The sequence below is a fragment of the Pseudoalteromonas sp. SG43-5 genome (genome assembly GCF_014164345.1).
Taxonomy (GTDB): Bacteria; Pseudomonadota; Gammaproteobacteria; order Enterobacterales; family Alteromonadaceae; genus Pseudoalteromonas; species Pseudoalteromonas distincta.
On sequence record NZ_JACJFA010000004.1, the window covers coordinates 70,204 to 85,703 of the forward strand.

Sequence of the window (15,500 nt, forward strand, 5' to 3'; positions counted from 1 at the left end):
TTTACATGGCAGCTCCTTTACTATTTATAAAACATCACAGTAGCCAAAATATGAGTGGGCCGATACAAGCATTATTATTCAGAGGTTGTGTAAATAACCAAGCTGGAAAAATAGTTAAGCAATCTATATTAGTACTTTAGCTGCCAAATTATATGCTCATAAAAGCTGTTATTTAATGTGTTTTAGCAGAATAAGTTTAGTTTATGAAATTTCAACTTTGTGCCTCAAATGCTCTCAATAAATACCTAAAAGCTGATTTACCTCGCTTACCTTATGAGCCAGGAAAACAAGCAGGGGTAAATACCCTTATAAGCGATAATAATTGTTTTAACTGGCAATTGCAGATAGTTGATAACAGCTATAAATCTCGTAAAAAAACAATCATTGTTTGTGAAGCGAATAGCCGTTTTACGTTTTTTATACCCGTTAATTTAAAACTATCGCAACAGGAGTTAACTCAGCGTGTGCAGTACGAATGGCAATTTATATTGGCTGAAACGCGTGAAGTGTATCAGCTAATAACATGCAGCGATATTGCGGTGCTTTTAAGTGAGCTATCTAAAATAGAGTTTACTCCGCACTGGGTTAAAAATACCGATTTAAGTATATGCGGGCATATTAGCGACGCTGTGATTTGGGTTACCCAAACACTTAAAGAAGAAGGGATCTATGATTTACCAAAAGCTCTTGCCATTGAGTTAGCTATTTACTTAAACACCCAACCTAAACGTATTACTAATAAAGCAACTGGCCGCAAAGAGAAGTTTTTACCTATAGAGCGTTTATTAACTTATTGCCAATCACTTATCACTGATCGACAAAGTGATCATGGGCAATAAAAGGAAATAATTGATACCAGTAATATCATTAATTTTGGTGATTACCATAAAAAATAAGAGCTGGTTAATACTTTAAACTCATCAATAAAAGAGGTTTTATTTTGAAAGATTACCAACCATTTTCAGCTAAGATAAAGAGTGAAATCATAGACGAAATCAAAAATAATTTTGGTCATATTTACTCCGATGAGTTGATCTCTACTTTTATAAAAATAATGGAAGAGTCTACATTTGTTGAGCTCGATTTTGCTGACTTATTAGCTTTTTTGAATGAGTGTAGAAATGGCTTTAAAGTTTTTACAACTCAACAAGCATTAACTGAATTTGTGAAATCGAGTGAACGAAAACCAACATCATTATTTGGACATAAAAAGCTAGCTACTGAAGTAAATGTTTTCGATAGCTACTCTCAATACATATCAGAGCTCGATAAACTTGTTGTAGGTAACAGGTGCTTATACGTTTCATCGGGTGTTTGCGCCGATTTAAGCGAGCAGCAACAAAACTATGAATTTTATATGGTTAATTGTAAAAGCTAAGTCAAATTGTCATCAAAAAATAGTCTATATATCTAAAGTTTTATGAATAGAATTAGGGCGAAAGATGTTATTCAAAATAATTTCAAAAGATAATAAGCAAGTGTTAGAAGCTGTGAACTCGCAAAGTATGGGGGAGCTTCAACTTGAGCAACTTATAATGGAAAATCAAAAAGGTGAAAATAATAACGTCACAACTCAATTACTGAATGAAGGTATTTTTGAGGAAGAACTTATTTTATTAAAAAACCAAGTTAAGATTGCTAATGGTAAAAGGCTTGATGTTTTAGCACTTGATAAAAATGGGAATGGCGTAGTTATTGAATTGAAAAAAGACCTTGGTTGTTAGGGGGTGGATACGCAAGCCTTGCAATATTTAGCTGATATTTCTAGGTTTAATGGCGATAACTTTATAAAAAATAAAAAGTTAATAAATGATTCATATATAGAGGCCGTAGAGTCGTTTATAGATTCAGTAGAAATTGATAGAGCCAAAATAAACAGTAAAAATCGTATCATTTTAATAGCCAATAAATTTGACCGAACATTTTTTTATGGGGGAGTGGCTATCAGATAAAGGTGTAGGGTTTAAATGCATACAGTATAGTCTATCTAATCTTGAAGACGGTACGCAGTATATAGATTTTTCGGTTGTATTTGATAGAAGCCCAGAATCAACATTCCCTTTAAGCTTTAGCGCTATGCAACGTGAGCCTAAGTATTTTTGGTATAATATTGGCACTACAGAACCCAAAAACTGGGCTTGCTTGAAAGAAAATTCCATCGTTTCGGCTGGGTTTGATGGCGATAAGGACGACAAGGGAGATAGGTTGCTTAATAGCTTTATACCTGGGGATGTATTAATAGCTTATGCTAATGGTTATGGTGCTATTGGCGTTGCAGAAATTCCAAAAACCTCCTCATCAACTTATAAGTTGTTAAAGAAGCCAATTGCGAATGATCCTGTATCTGAGTATCACCTTCACAGGTTAAATGTTGAATGGAAGTACAAAACTGACGACAATTTTAGTGGCTCAATTACTCCCGCAGATGCAAGAAACCAATTTAATATTCACCATCCGTATACAACTAGTTGTTCAATTGAGAGCGGTAAGGCAAAACGATTAATTAGAGCGCTCAAGGGTAATCTCTATTCATAGATCAAACTAAAAAGTGTAACAGCAGAAATCACAAGCTTGTAAAAACTTATTTCTCACAAGGATTGTTATATTACTCGAATCTAATTTGAGTGCTCATGGTCGTACCATCAGCGCTCAGTTATTAACAAGGCGTAGCTAAAACACCTTGAAATGAAATGCTTTAAGTGGTCTATTAGTTTAGGTAAAGGAACTTAAGTGACTAACTTTTAAAGGTTAATCATTAATGAAAAGGATATTTATGACTAAATTAGGTTTGGTTTTTTCTGGCGGTGGTGGTAAAGGCGCATACGAAATAGGCGTTTGGAAGGCACTAAATGAGTTTGGTATAGCTAAAAACGTTGAAGCAGTTGCGGGTACTTCTGTTGGTGGTTTAAATGCAGCTTTATTTACAGCCGGTGATTACAGCTCTGCTGAGCAGTTATGGCTTGATATTGCACCTAGCAAGGTATTAACACTTAAAGCAGAAGATATTGCTATTGCTGTTTCTAAGTTTGCCGTCGGGGCTTATTTACCGGGTGTTGCACCAAAAGCATTGATGACGCTTAGCTTTTTACTAGGTGGTACAGGGGCGTTTTCACAAGATGGACTTGCTGAACTTATTTACCAAAGCAATGTTTGCAATTCTATTGACAATAATAATTTACCACTGCATTTATGTGCATTAACGGCTAAAAATGGCGAACTAGTTTATCCCCAATTGAATGCATTAAGCGCTGAAGAAAAACAAAAGTGGCTACTGGCAACCTCTGCGATACCCGCTGTTTTTAAAGCCGTTGAAATAGATGGCACAAACTATGTTGATGGCGGCGTACTTCCTTCATATAGCGACAATACACCCTACAAGCCACTGATAGAGCAGCATAATTGCACTCATATTATTAATATTTATTTAGATCGCCAAGCTGATACTGTTACTGCAATTAAACAATACCCTCGGGTTAATTTTTGGAACATAGTTCCGTCACAAGCTTTCGCAGGCTTAATAGAACCACTTAATTTTACAAAAGAAAATGCGGCTAACCTTATTGAATTAGGCTATAGCGACACGGCTAAAATTCTTAAGCAATTTAAGCCTTTTATGGATGATGAAGCCCGCTTTATGCAGGCCGCTTTTGAGTTTGCAGCCTCAAACACACAATTCAACGATCAGATATCGGTAAACCAACAGTTGCGTGACGATGGAGCCTTAGATTCTAAGCAGCTTATATCTCCTCATTCATTAGATGATGTATTAAGCGAACTTGCCCACACGTTAAATGAGCAAGAGCTAGAGATAGCTAGTCAAAATGTAGATAGCTTGATAGATAAATTTGCTGATAACTCAAATGAATTACTTGAGCAAGCCTTTAATACAATTACAACACTAGCCTCTACCGAAGGGCGTATAAACACTCAGTTAGAGCAAGGCCATGTAGGTAGATTGCTTGGCTCGGTAACAGGGAGCAATGCTAAGTTACAAGCGGGTATTAATTATGATTTTAATCGTGCTATTTATTCAAGCCAGTTACTAATTCAAAAGCTCAACCATAAACAAGCGCTAACAATGGAAGCTATGGTGTCGCTTGCTAATAAAACAAACTACCTGATGACCCATGTTAATGTGTTATATGGTAGCGTTAAAAAACTTGAACAAAATGTTTTTCAAGCGGTTGCCTTAATGAAGCAAGGAATAGAAGCATTAGCACATCAATGCAACGTTAGATGCAACCAACTTGAAAATAGAATTGAGAACCTAGAACGTAGTCAATTAGTAAACAATTGGTACAACAGTACAAAATCAAAATGCATAAGTTTAAATACACTGCAGCCAAGTGAGTTATTAATTAGTGTAACTTTGGGCTTTTATAATGATTTAGGGCGTGAATGGTCTAATAGTGAACTTAGTTGTTACACAAATTTATTGCATGATATAGGCTTGCATCAAACATTATTAACGCCGTGTAGTTTATTTAGCCCAAGCTCAGCTGAGCTATTTTCAAATAATATACAAGCAAGTGCTATTTTACCTGTGGCCCCTAAACACCAGCAGTTTCACCCATTATTAAAAGGACTGCAAATAGCAAGTGATGCACAAAACGATGCAACCGCTAAAGAAATAAATCAAACTATTGAGCAACAACTCGGTTTATCACTCAATAATGAATTAAGTGGCTATGAGCTAGGGTTGGAGTTATTACATAGCCTAAAATGTAACGATAAAAGATTGCCAGCTTACTCAAATACGGGAAATGTAAGCTTACTGACAGCGAATGAGCATACTACTATGCAAACTCAATTGTTGGGTCAAATTACGACTTACAACGCTGTTAATAATGATATTTTAAACAATAAAAATATCAGAGATGATTTAGCTTTTTTACAAAAGCAAATTGAACAATTTAAAGTTATCGTCCCTGTGATTGGCCAATTTTCGGCAGGTAAAAGTTCACTACTTAATAATTACTTAGGGCAAGACTATCTTAAATGTGACATTAACCCTGAAACAGCGGTTGCTACAGAGCTAAGTTATAGCGAAGACGAACATATAATAATTAATTATATTGATAGTAAGCAAAGTGAGCGTAAAGCATTAAGCGAGTTACACAACTTAAAAGTTGACGCGAATATATACTACATTCAGGTTTTTATTAATATCCAAAAACTTAAAAATCGCCCTAACTTAGTGCTGGTGGACATGCCCGGTTTTGCATCAAGTAATGCCGGTCATTCAAAGGCAATCGCTTGCTATTTAGAGCGAGGTGATTACTTTATAAATTTAATACCCTCAGAAAAAGCCTTTGATGCAACGGCTATTAATCAGCTACAAGAAATCAATTTTAATTATGAAAAAGACATTGCCCATATTGTGTCTAAATCAGAGCGACTACCAAGTAGTAAATTGTTAGCGGTTAAGAGTCAGTTGCAAGCCTATTTGGCCGAAGCTTTAGAGAGTGATATAACGATTGGTAATATCGAAAATATAGGGAATAACAAAAATATAATTGATTTTGAGAATGTAGTCGACAACGCATTAAATCAGTTTGATTCATTACTTTGTAAGCGTTATTCACAGCAATTAGCTAAGTTAGCAGAGCATATAACTAGCTCTATAAATGGCCTAAAAAAGTCTAGTCAGTCAAGTGAAGCCCAATTACAAGAACAAATAAATAAATCCCAAAATGTATTTAGCTCTGTAGAAAAAAAACTTCATGCGTCACTTGAAGATCTTGAATATAACCTATGCAGCGTAGGAAAAGAGCAGTTAATTCAGCGCTCTCAACATGTTTTAAGCTCATCGGTATCGGTTTTAGTCAGTTCGGCAAAATCTAATCAAGTATCACAAAAAATAAATGACTTACTAAGGCCCATTTTACAGCAAGGTGTTGATAGCCTGGTACAGCAAGAGTTGCAAAAGCTAGATAAAAAACTCGATATTATTAGCGAGCAACAACATAGCGATGTACAAATTACACTTAATATACCAGCAGAGCAAAAAGAAACCTTTTCAGCAACGTATGCAGCGGTAGCGGCCGGAGTAGCTACCGTAATTTTAGGCCCATTGGGTGGTATTGTCTCTGGTATTATTGGGGGCTTATTGGGTCGAAAAGATAACGCAGAAGAGCGCGAGCAACTAATAGAATCACAAGTGCGTGAGCAAGTTATTCCTCAAGCCGTTAATATGGCAGTAGAGTATTGCACACAACAGCTAAATACAGCGGTAATGAAAATTAAACAAGCCATTTTAGGCTCGTATGAGCAAGAGCAAAATGACTTCAACCAGAGTATTGAGCACCTTAAACAACAATTGCAACAAAGCGAAGACGCGTTTAACGAGCTGCAGTTAAAGTACGATAACGCTTTAGTTCAAATTCAAATTCAACAAACAAAACAACCCGCGCAAGTAATAAACGACGCTATAAAGGAAGCTAGCTAGTGAGTAATGATTTTGATTTTGACAGTTTAATGAACGGCCACATTGACAAAAGTAATGATGAAAATAGTAGTGTAAGTAATAGTGTAAGTTGCAATACAAATGAGCAATCAGCTCAAACACAAATCTCATCTAAAAATATAAAACCAGAGGGGGTTAATCAATATTTATACGAAAGCGAAAAGGGGTTAAGTTTATGCGCTCAATTAATTGCTAATGGTAATAGCAATACATCCGTTGCGCGTTTATTAGCCGAGATCAAACACACTATTGAACATGACTTTTTACAGCTTGCTAAACAAGACGATAACACCACAGGGGCTCATACTTATGCTCAATTGTTATTGCTCGAAAAGCAGCTAAATGAAATTGCTGCTTTTCCGCATCTTGAAAAATACTATACAGTTGCAGTTGGTGGCTCATTTAGCGCAGGTAAGTCTCGCTTTTTAAACTCTGTATTAGGGTGCCCCTCGTTGCTGCCAACAGACACAACACCCACTACATCTATACCTACTTATTTGTCGTTAGGTGAGCAAAATGCAATAAGTGCACTTAATTTTTATCGTAAAAAAACAGCAATAGATGAAGAAGCATTAAAAGCTATATGCCATGCATTTAATGAGCGTTTTGGCGTAACCTTTAGCCATTTACTACAGCTAATATCTGTTGAGCGAGAAGACTTTAAATACCCTAACCTCGTGTTTTTAGATACCCCAGGTTACAGCAAAGCCGACGATATAATTAACACACAGAACAATACCGACGAAAACATTGCTCGTGAGCATTTACGCAGTGCAGACTATTTAATTTGGTTGGTCGATCAGCAAAATGGCACTGTACCACAGCAAGATATTGAATTTTTAAAAAGCTTAGAGCTAACTCAGCCTGTATTAGTGGTGATTAGTAAAGCGGATAAAAAGCCAGAATCGCAAATACAACAAATCATTAATACAGCAAAACAGGACTTACAACGAGCCGAAATTAATTTTTTAGAGGTAGTTGGGTACTCAGCGCAGTTAAATAAAGAGTTCTCCAGTTCGCAAACCGTATTAACTGATTTATTACAAACAGTGAGTAAAGGTAAAAATGGGTCGATCGTTTTATGGCAAGCAGAGCAAATATTTAAGAGCTATATAAATTTTTATGAGTCTACTCGTCAAATTCATAGCTTAACAAGTGGCACGATTAAAGAACTGATTTTTGCTGAAACTATATCCGACAAAAACAAACAACATTTAAACGATATAAGCAATAAAACAAAAGCGCAGTTGAATGCATTAGCAACACAAAAGCAAGTTGCACTTAAAATACAGCAACAATTACAACAGCAAATAACGCAGTTATGTGAGTTGCTCAATGTAAAAACAACCATGCAGCCAAGCTCTGTAGCATTAAGTTCAACTAACACCGCTTGCTCGATTGGTGGCGATTATACACCTCAACAGTCATTAGTATTTGAAGCGCTCGTGCAAGGCTGTATCAAACAGTTATCGGCTATTGCTGACATAACCGCTTTGCAAGGGCGAGTAATTAAGTTAAGTGCAGTAGGCGCGCACATTAAAATAGACGAGAAAGTACCAACCGATTTCGACATCATTATTACTAAACAAAAAATAAAAGCCCAATTGGGTGATGCCTTAATTAGTGATTATTTTAGCGAAGGCCAACATGTGAAAGTTCACTTAGTAAACGATAAAAAAGCGAGCATTACAGTCGATATAACTTCGCCATAGTTTTGAATAATTAGAATATATAAGAACTCATATTTAAGCGTAATAAATAGTTAACAGCAAAAGCGTGTTAATCAAACTAAATTAGCAACACACAATTACTTAATAAAAAAGGAAGTAAGATGGATTTTGATATTTTAGACGTTATAAACGATGCAACAAAAGAAGCTGATGCATTTGAAGGCCACCCGGCTGCCGACTTTACCATGGAAGAACAGCTATTATATTTAAATGGCTTAGCACTGGTTATGAATGCAGACGGCCATATTGATGACACCGAAAAAGAATATATTCGCATACTTATAAAATCAATGAGCCTTGATGAGTCAATACTTGACGACATGGTAACGTTTGCAAAGGCCCCAGACAAAGACACAGTTCAAGCGTTTTTCCGCACTTTTCGCCGTCGCCCTGTTGCGCAATTGTTTTTGTTTGACGCCCTAATGATGACCCGCCGCGATGGCAAAGTAGAAGACAAAGAAAAGGCCGTTGTAGATAAAATAGCCGACCAGCTAGAAATACTAAAAGGCACGCAACAAGATATATTCGATTTATTTTGCCATATTAAAAACCGCAACTGGCAAGAAAGCTCGTTATATTTCAGCTCCCATTTATTAAACCCAGATCATTTTAAACACCTACTTGCCTATCATGAAATAGAGTTCGATGCGTTAATGGCAGAAACCGCTGAGATCAGGAGTAATAGGTTAATTGAGGTGCTCAAACAAAAAGTAGATGTCGATGCACTTGAATGGGTACCACTCACTTATACCAATACAAACTGTATGCCAGATGCAACAGATATGACAACGACATTTATTACAAACATCGTTACCCTTGACCTGATTTTGCCATTTTTGCAATCAAAGCTTGATAGAAAAGAGCTACGTATAAATGCCGATGAGGTTTTATTAATTAAAGATGGCATTGAGAAAATATATGGATCACTAACTGATTTAACACTTACTTATGATAAAGAAATAGACGCTTTGTTTATCACTCCAAATTTGCCAGAAGACTCTGCCTTCAAAGTAAGCGCTGAGCTGTTGAGCGATTTTGGTTTTATGATATCTGAACATATAATTCAAGAAAAAGATATTGAGCGTGATAGCCCACAGGTTATTAATATTATTTTAGACATTTTGTACTCAGCTAAAATAGTCGAAGGGAAAAACACTAATATTTACCATGAGTCAATCTGCTTCCCGATACTGAATAGTTATCCTGTAAAAAATGAAGTTGTATTAGGCTATGACAACAAATTTTACACTAATATTGAATCAATCAGTGAAGTTAAAAAAGGTCAAAGAAATTATGTTTCTAATTTATCCGTATGGGAAGTACTAGCATCTGGTCAATTCAGGTTAATGAGATAAAGGAGCGAGTTGATGAATGATTTAGATATGCTTGCAACTTTTATGGAAGCGACAAAAGAGCCGAGTGCTTTTGAAAACCACCCAATAGCGCAACAAGGGATTGAAGGGCAGTTATTGTATTTGCAAGGTTTAGCATTAGTAATGAATGCAGATAATGACATTCATGAAACAGAGGTTGAGTATTTACAAATTTTAATAAACTCATTTTCACTCGATAGCTCTGTTTTAGATGACGTGGTTGATTTTGCTAAAGCGCCGGATAAAGCAACAATTCAAGCTTTTGTTGAATACTATCGGCGTAAACCATTAGCACAATTATTTTTATTTGATGCGCTCATGATGACCCGACGTGATAATCAGGTACACGAAAAAGAAATGCTGTTAGTAAATGCAATGGCAACCCAGCTCGAAATACTTAAAGGCACTCAACAAGATATATTTGATTTATTTTGCCATATTAAAAACCGGAACTGGCAAGAAAGTGCATTATATTTTAGCTCCCATTTATTAAATCCTGATCACTTTAAACATTTGCTCGGCTATCATGAAGTTGTATATGAAGTGTTAATGGCAGAAACCGCTAAAATACGATCTAAGCGATTGACTAAGCTTATCGTCAATAAAGTTACTCGTGCATGCCAGTTAAAGTGGGAACCTTTAAACTATTGTAATGCGGAGTCTTTACCGAAAGAGAAAGAGATTACAATTGATTATGCCCCTAATATTTTTGCACATGATTTGTTAGTACCGTTTCTTCAATCGAAAATGGATAGGGGCGAGCTTCGAGTTAGCTCTGATGAGGTTTTTATCACTTATAACTCATCTGAAAAATTGTACGGTTTACTTTCTGATTTACATTTGGAGTTTGAGCCAGAAGACAATATTTTTACAGTATCAAAAAGTTATATTTCTGACTCTGAATTAATGGTGCCAAACGAGATTAAATTAGATTATTTCAAAACAATCTTCTCACCATTATTGAACGGGGAACCAAAAGATATAAATGTAATTTTATATCAGTTATTTAAAGCTAAGATAGCGATTGGTAAGCAGCTACACCCTAAGGGCAAGCCAAATAATGCTGAACAAATTAATTCTGTATGCTTTCCTTTAAAAGGCAAAAAAGTTTTGAAAGATGAAATAGTACTTGGCTTTAACAATAAGTTTTATAGGAATAAAGGTGGCGTTAAAGCCATTCTGATTTCAAACAGAAAATATTTAGACAATTTAACACTTTGGTCAGTATTGGCTTCTGGTCAATATCGGCTTGTTAAATAATAGCAAGCTTTATATAGAAACATAAATTAAAGTTTGGTCTACTTAATAAAAGGAATTAAAAATGATTGAAGAACAGTCATCAAGCTTATTAAAAATAAGTGAAGTTTATGAGTTGTTAGGCAGCTCACTGGATGCAAATTTACTGGCTGAGTTAAAAGCATTAGCTAGTAACTTTAAAAACGATGCACTACATACACAAAACGTAAATAGGTTGCTGCGTATTGGTATAATCGGGCAAATAAAACGGGGTAAGTCTTCGTTTTTAAATAGTTTGTTATTTAATGGCCAAGACGTTCTCCCAAAGGCTGCAACACCGATGACGGCTGCGCTAACTAAAATTTGCTATGCACAGCAGCCAAAAGCACTGGTTGAGTTTTATAGCAAAAATGAGTGGGATAAAGTTAAAAACTTAGCCGATACAGCATTCACTAAACAAGCAAGTTACGAAAACGCATTGCTTGAATATCAAGCCAATAAGGCAATATCGCAAAAGCAGGGCGTTTTTATTGCACCGCCAGTTAAGCCTGTTTTATCTGATGAAGAAAAAGCCAGTATCGAACTTTTAAATATGGTTAAAAGTTCAGGGCTAAACGTTGCGCAGTATTTAGATACAACCATATCGCTTGATGAAGTAAATAATAATGATGAATTAGTTGATAAACTAAACAGCTATGTGGGAGCCAGCGGCGAATTTACACCTATAGTAAAAAGCACTCAGCTGCATTTAAATATTGAGTCTTTACGCGATATTGAAGTGGTTGATACACCGGGAATGAACGACCCAATAATCTCCCGTGGTAGGCGTACACAAGAGTTTATAGGTCAATGTGACGTTGTATTTGTACTCAGCAATAGCGGCCAATTTTTAGACCAATCAGATATGAGTTTGCTGGCGCAAAATATTCCCAATAAAGGTATTGAAGATATTGTACTAATAGGCTCACTATTCGATGGGGCCTTATTGGATGAGTACCATAAGTACCCGTCTATTCAACAGGCGTTACCGGCCATTACTACAAAACTTAATAATCAGGCCAAGAGTAATGTAGATAAGGTATGTAATGAATTTTCAGCCCATCAAAGTACTGAAGATGATAATCAAAGTCATTTAATGAGCACTTTACAAAATTCTTTGCCACCTATATTTATTTCATCTCGCTGTTACGATTTAGCCATAAAACCAGAGCAATCATTGAATGAAGAAGAGTTGCATACGTTGAACCTTCTTAATGGCATGTTTGATGACTTTACGTTTAATGCCAATACGTTTGCAGCAGTGGCCAACTTCACAAAAGTAACAAGTAAGCTAGATACTGTTAAAGCAAAAAAAGAGCAAATATTGGCAGATCGTTTTAATAATCTTTTAATAGGCTCAAAACGTGAGGTAAAACAAAAATTAGTTCAAATTGCAGATGATGTAACTTATAAGCGTAAAAACTTACTTGAAGGCGACGTTGAAAGCTTAGCGAAAAAACAGCAAGCAGTTGTTCAACGCATAGAGGCTGGCACAGTTAAAGTAAATAGTGTTTTTGAAAAATACAGTATTCAAGCTGAAAAAACATTAACACGGTTATTAACTGATATTAGCCAAAATGCAATTCACGTAAAACAAGTACAGTCTCAATCTGGCTCGCGAGAAGAAAGTTATACAACATCAAGAGAAGTGAGTGATTCATCGTGGTACAACCCTTTTTCATATGGCTCAACTCGTACTGTAACATCTACAAATTACCGTACAGTTAATTACACCTATGCAAGTGTTCATGAGTCAGTGAGTAAACTTGAGTCATTTGTAGTTGAGACCAGCAAAGCTATTTATGAAGTAAGTGAAAATGCAATTCAGTTAGCATTGTTTAAACAGGATATAAAAGCATCAATTAGAGATATGTTTGACTTTACCGATGATGACTTTGACCCCGAAATGGTTTTAATGCCGTTAAATAATGCTGTTGAACGAATTACGATCCCAGCTGTGAGTTTAGATCTTGATACGCATATTAATACTATTCGTCAACAATTTAGTGCTGAGCAAGTTGAAGGAGATGATATAGCTCAGTTACGTACTGAACAGGCCCGCGTCGTCGCTTTATTGTTGCAAGATATAATTGTTGAGCTAAAACAATGTATAAATCAGATCGTAGAGAAGTTAGCTAAAGAGCAAAGCAATTTTGTTCCGAGCTTAACAAAAGACCTGGTAGCAAGTGTAGAGCAGCTAAAACAGGACTTAACCCATAAAGAAGAGGTATTAAAAGGCTACGATGACGTATTACAAAAAGTGAATGCTGATTTGGCTACTTTAAGCACTAATTTATAAGTTTACTGCGGTTAAGGCATTATCGTGTTTTAAAAAATAGATAATGCCTAAAGCACCTTTACCCATCAATAAGAGGATAGTACGCATCTCCCCCAAAGCTCGTTTGAGTTATCCATCATAAGATCAATAATAAATGGCACAAGTTGTGAAAAAAATTGTACGGCATCTTTTAGTTGCTCTCTATTTGCGCTGCTGTTCCATGTTGCACCACCATGCATTATTTGATTACGTAATGTATATAAACGCTGTAATACGATGGAGGTGAGCTTGGTGGTTTCATTGTGGGCTAAAGCAGCATTTGCACTTTTTTGGCTTCACTCAATTTATGTTTAAATTCTTGCTCAGTGATTTGTCCGTTATGAAATTGCCAAAAAGGCTGGAATACAAATTTATTGTTTAACAGTACGCGGATGCTGTTAGGAAATTCATTCCACAACAAGTTATAGATATATTTGTTTTTCTTTTAATTGTCTATGAAGCATGTTTTCAGCCTTGTAAATGTTTTTTAATAAGGCTAACTTATTGCTTAATGGCGATAAAATCTACATTTGGTAGTTAAGCTGCATCTCTTTTCCCAATCTTTTCACTTATCCATTCTTCAACTTCACTTTCTACCCAGGCTACAGAGTTGTCACCTAGCTCTACCTTCATTGGAAATCCACCAGCACTCATAAAGCGATATACAGTTGAACGGCTTAAGCCTGTGATATGTAAAACTTCTTTTAATTTGATTAAACGCATGGGATTTCTCCGGTTAGATTATTAGTACATATCCTTTCCGGGGGTAGTAATTTTTTACTGAGGCGAAACAAAAACGTTAAACATATACATAACTATTTTGCATAAACCATTAAGAGGGCATAACAATGCAAAATAACAAGTCACTATACGAATTTGATCACCCAGTAAGTGATGAACAAATACTTGAAGCAGCAGCTTACATAATAGCTCAAAAGCAATTTAGGCATGGGGCTTTAACATGCCCTAAAGACAGTGAAGAATATTTAAGGCATAAGCTGGCTTTGATTGAACATGAAGTGTTTGCAGTGCTGTTTTTGGATAGCCAAAACCGCATACTTGAATACAAAGAGTTATTTAGGGGTACTATTAACGCAGCAAGCGTATACCCACGAGAGGTAGTTAAAGAAGTATTAGCGCTTAATGCAGCATCCGTAATACTGGCGCACAATCATCCTTCAGGCGTCAGTACGCCGTCACAGGCCGACAAGTTAATTACTACCAAATTACAGCAAGCACTCAACCTTATTGATGTTTCGATAGTCGATCACATCATCATTGGTGAAACCAGTTATTCTTTTGCTGAACATGGCCTAATTTAAAGGGAGTAGGGTATGGCTATTAAAATAGAACAAGTACCAGGTTTGAATGTACCTGAGTCATTTATTGATGTGATTGTAAATGCCATCACTAAACAAGATGAGTCGATAGGGAATGCTAGTGAGTTAACTATTAATTTTCGTGATAAAGATTACAGCGCTAAAGCCGGTGGCTTTCATCCAGTCGAGGTAAGGCTAGAAAAACGGGGGATTGGTTGGGTGCTTGTATATATTACTGATTTTTCATACCAGGGCCGAGTGGACTCTGAATTAGTAAAGGAAATTGATGTGTGTTTTGTGATTAAACGGGTATATCACATGCTGGTGGGCTGGTTGAGTGAACGAGAGGGGAAGGACCTTTTAACCTTGTTTGTGGCTAACTTTGTTGAGTATTACAACACGGGTTGCTACCAGGTCACTATTACAACAGAGTAAGGAGTTGGCGATGGCTGAAGTACAAGCGATTAAGGACCTTGATACAGTTAAGTTAATTAGTTACTTGCTCGAAAAGCGGTGTTCTAAACAGATGAGCCATATTTGGAATATAGGTTTGAACCTAGCATTGCGTATATCTGATTTGTTGTCTGTTAAATTTACGGATATACAAAACGACAGGTTAATTATATTTGAGAGTAAAACAGGAAAGCTAGCAGAGATTAAGCTTAATCAGAAAGCATTAGCGTTTATCCATGAAGTACGCGTAACTCACCCCAACCATGTTTACCTATTTCAATCGTATCGTAATCAACAATCTAAAAGTTCAATAACACGGCCCTTGTCACGCAGGGCTGTTACAAGAGCATTTGCGCTGGTGGGTGAAGAGCTTAATTTAAAGCTAGGCACGCACTCAATGCGTAAAACACGAGGTTACCACCTCTATCACAAAACCCAAGACATCGCCCGTGTAATGAAAATGCTTCGCCATAGCTCTGAAGCAACGACACTGCGTTATATTGGAATAACTCAGGAGGAAATCGATAAAGACTTTGAAGAGTTAGAGCTATAAATTTATTACATATA

The 15,500-nt window shown here is 36.2% G+C and carries 14 protein-coding genes; 13 read left to right on the forward strand and 1 reads right to left on the reverse strand.

Annotation, left to right across the window (positions count from 1 at the left end; translation table 11 throughout):
• Positions 1-203 precede the first annotated feature (203 nt).
• From H5161_RS05840 to H5161_RS05885, 10 genes are all read left to right on the forward strand, one after another.
• Positions 204-839: an amino acid adenylation gene (locus H5161_RS05840; RefSeq protein ID WP_182768894.1), complete on the forward strand. Its 636-nt coding sequence runs from the start codon at positions 204-206 to the stop codon at positions 837-839.
• Between the two features lie 101 nt (positions 840-940).
• Positions 941-1,378, forward strand: a complete 438-nt coding sequence (locus tag H5161_RS05845) for a hypothetical protein (protein WP_182768895.1) — start codon at positions 941-943, stop codon at positions 1,376-1,378.
• A 64-nt stretch (positions 1,379-1,442) separates the two neighbouring features.
• Complete coding sequence (locus tag H5161_RS05850; protein ID WP_182768896.1) at positions 1,443-1,724, forward strand: hypothetical protein; 282 nt, start codon at positions 1,443-1,445, stop codon at positions 1,722-1,724.
• 3 nt (positions 1,725-1,727) lie between these two features.
• Complete coding sequence (locus tag H5161_RS05855; RefSeq protein ID WP_182768897.1) at positions 1,728-1,952, forward strand: hypothetical protein; 225 nt, start codon at positions 1,728-1,730, stop codon at positions 1,950-1,952.
• On the forward strand, positions 1,930-2,535 hold the full coding sequence (locus tag H5161_RS05860) for a hypothetical protein (RefSeq protein ID WP_182768898.1): 606 nt from the start codon (positions 1,930-1,932) through the stop codon (positions 2,533-2,535). The genes H5161_RS05855 and H5161_RS05860 overlap by 23 nt, the downstream gene beginning before the upstream one ends.
• 238 nt (positions 2,536-2,773) lie before the next feature.
• Positions 2,774-6,448: a patatin-like phospholipase family protein gene (locus H5161_RS05865; protein WP_182768899.1), complete on the forward strand. Its 3,675-nt coding sequence runs from the start codon at positions 2,774-2,776 to the stop codon at positions 6,446-6,448.
• On the forward strand, positions 6,448-8,178 hold the full coding sequence (locus H5161_RS05870; RefSeq protein WP_182768900.1) for a dynamin family protein: 1,731 nt from the start codon (positions 6,448-6,450) through the stop codon (positions 8,176-8,178). The genes H5161_RS05865 and H5161_RS05870 overlap by 1 nt, the downstream gene beginning before the upstream one ends.
• Positions 8,179-8,297: 119 nt before the next feature.
• Complete coding sequence (locus tag H5161_RS05875) at positions 8,298-9,551, forward strand: TerB family tellurite resistance protein (RefSeq protein WP_182768901.1); 1,254 nt, start codon at positions 8,298-8,300, stop codon at positions 9,549-9,551.
• A gap of 12 nt (positions 9,552-9,563) precedes the next feature.
• Entirely contained in the window at positions 9,564-10,829 is a 1,266-nt protein-coding gene (locus H5161_RS05880; RefSeq protein ID WP_182768902.1) for a hypothetical protein, read from the forward strand.
• A gap of 61 nt (positions 10,830-10,890) precedes the next feature.
• The gene (locus tag H5161_RS05885) at positions 10,891-13,143 is read left to right on the forward strand and encodes a dynamin family protein (RefSeq protein ID WP_182768903.1); all 2,253 of its coding nucleotides are present in this window, start codon (positions 10,891-10,893) and stop codon (positions 13,141-13,143) included.
• Positions 13,144-13,698: 555 nt separating this feature from the next.
• Here H5161_RS05885 and H5161_RS05890 read toward each other — a convergent pair.
• Positions 13,699-13,884, reverse strand: a complete 186-nt coding sequence (locus tag H5161_RS05890) for an AlpA family transcriptional regulator (RefSeq protein ID WP_182768904.1) — start codon at positions 13,882-13,884, stop codon at positions 13,699-13,701.
• A gap of 125 nt (positions 13,885-14,009) precedes the next feature.
• On the opposite strand from H5161_RS05890, the gene radC reads away from it, so the two are divergent.
• From radC to H5161_RS05905, 3 genes are read left to right on the forward strand one after another with little or no spacing between them, the layout of a single operon-like run.
• Positions 14,010-14,483, forward strand: a complete 474-nt coding sequence (gene radC, locus H5161_RS05895; RefSeq protein WP_010557264.1) for a DNA repair protein RadC — start codon at positions 14,010-14,012, stop codon at positions 14,481-14,483.
• A gap of 12 nt (positions 14,484-14,495) precedes the next feature.
• Positions 14,496-14,915: a DUF2787 family protein gene (locus H5161_RS05900; RefSeq protein ID WP_182768905.1), complete on the forward strand. Its 420-nt coding sequence runs from the start codon at positions 14,496-14,498 to the stop codon at positions 14,913-14,915.
• A 10-nt stretch (positions 14,916-14,925) separates the two neighbouring features.
• Positions 14,926-15,486, forward strand: a complete 561-nt coding sequence (locus H5161_RS05905) for a tyrosine-type recombinase/integrase (protein ID WP_138488856.1) — start codon at positions 14,926-14,928, stop codon at positions 15,484-15,486.
• Positions 15,487-15,500: the final 14 nt, after the last annotated feature.

What these genes read in the sequence shown, in the direction of transcription:
- H5161_RS05875 (WP_182768901.1), top strand. Translation starts at nt 8,298, where the DNA reads ATGGATTTTGATATTTTAGACGTTATAAACGATGCAACAAAAGAAGCT.
- radC (WP_010557264.1), top strand. Translation starts at nt 14,010, where the DNA reads ATGCAAAATAACAAGTCACTATACGAATTTGATCACCCAGTAAGTGAT.
- H5161_RS05850 (WP_182768896.1), top strand. Translation starts at nt 1,443, where the DNA reads ATGTTATTCAAAATAATTTCAAAAGATAATAAGCAAGTGTTAGAAGCT.
- H5161_RS05890 (WP_182768904.1), bottom strand. Translation starts at nt 13,884, where the DNA reads ATGCGTTTAATCAAATTAAAAGAAGTTTTACATATCACAGGCTTAAGC.
- H5161_RS05885 (WP_182768903.1), top strand. Translation starts at nt 10,891, where the DNA reads ATGATTGAAGAACAGTCATCAAGCTTATTAAAAATAAGTGAAGTTTAT.
- H5161_RS05840 (WP_182768894.1), top strand. Translation starts at nt 204, where the DNA reads ATGAAATTTCAACTTTGTGCCTCAAATGCTCTCAATAAATACCTAAAA.
- H5161_RS05880 (WP_182768902.1), top strand. Translation starts at nt 9,564, where the DNA reads ATGAATGATTTAGATATGCTTGCAACTTTTATGGAAGCGACAAAAGAG.
- H5161_RS05865 (WP_182768899.1), top strand. Translation starts at nt 2,774, where the DNA reads ATGACTAAATTAGGTTTGGTTTTTTCTGGCGGTGGTGGTAAAGGCGCA.
- H5161_RS05860 (WP_182768898.1), top strand. Translation starts at nt 1,930, where the DNA reads ATGGGGGAGTGGCTATCAGATAAAGGTGTAGGGTTTAAATGCATACAG.
- H5161_RS05900 (WP_182768905.1), top strand. Translation starts at nt 14,496, where the DNA reads ATGGCTATTAAAATAGAACAAGTACCAGGTTTGAATGTACCTGAGTCA.
- H5161_RS05905 (WP_138488856.1), top strand. Translation starts at nt 14,926, where the DNA reads ATGGCTGAAGTACAAGCGATTAAGGACCTTGATACAGTTAAGTTAATT.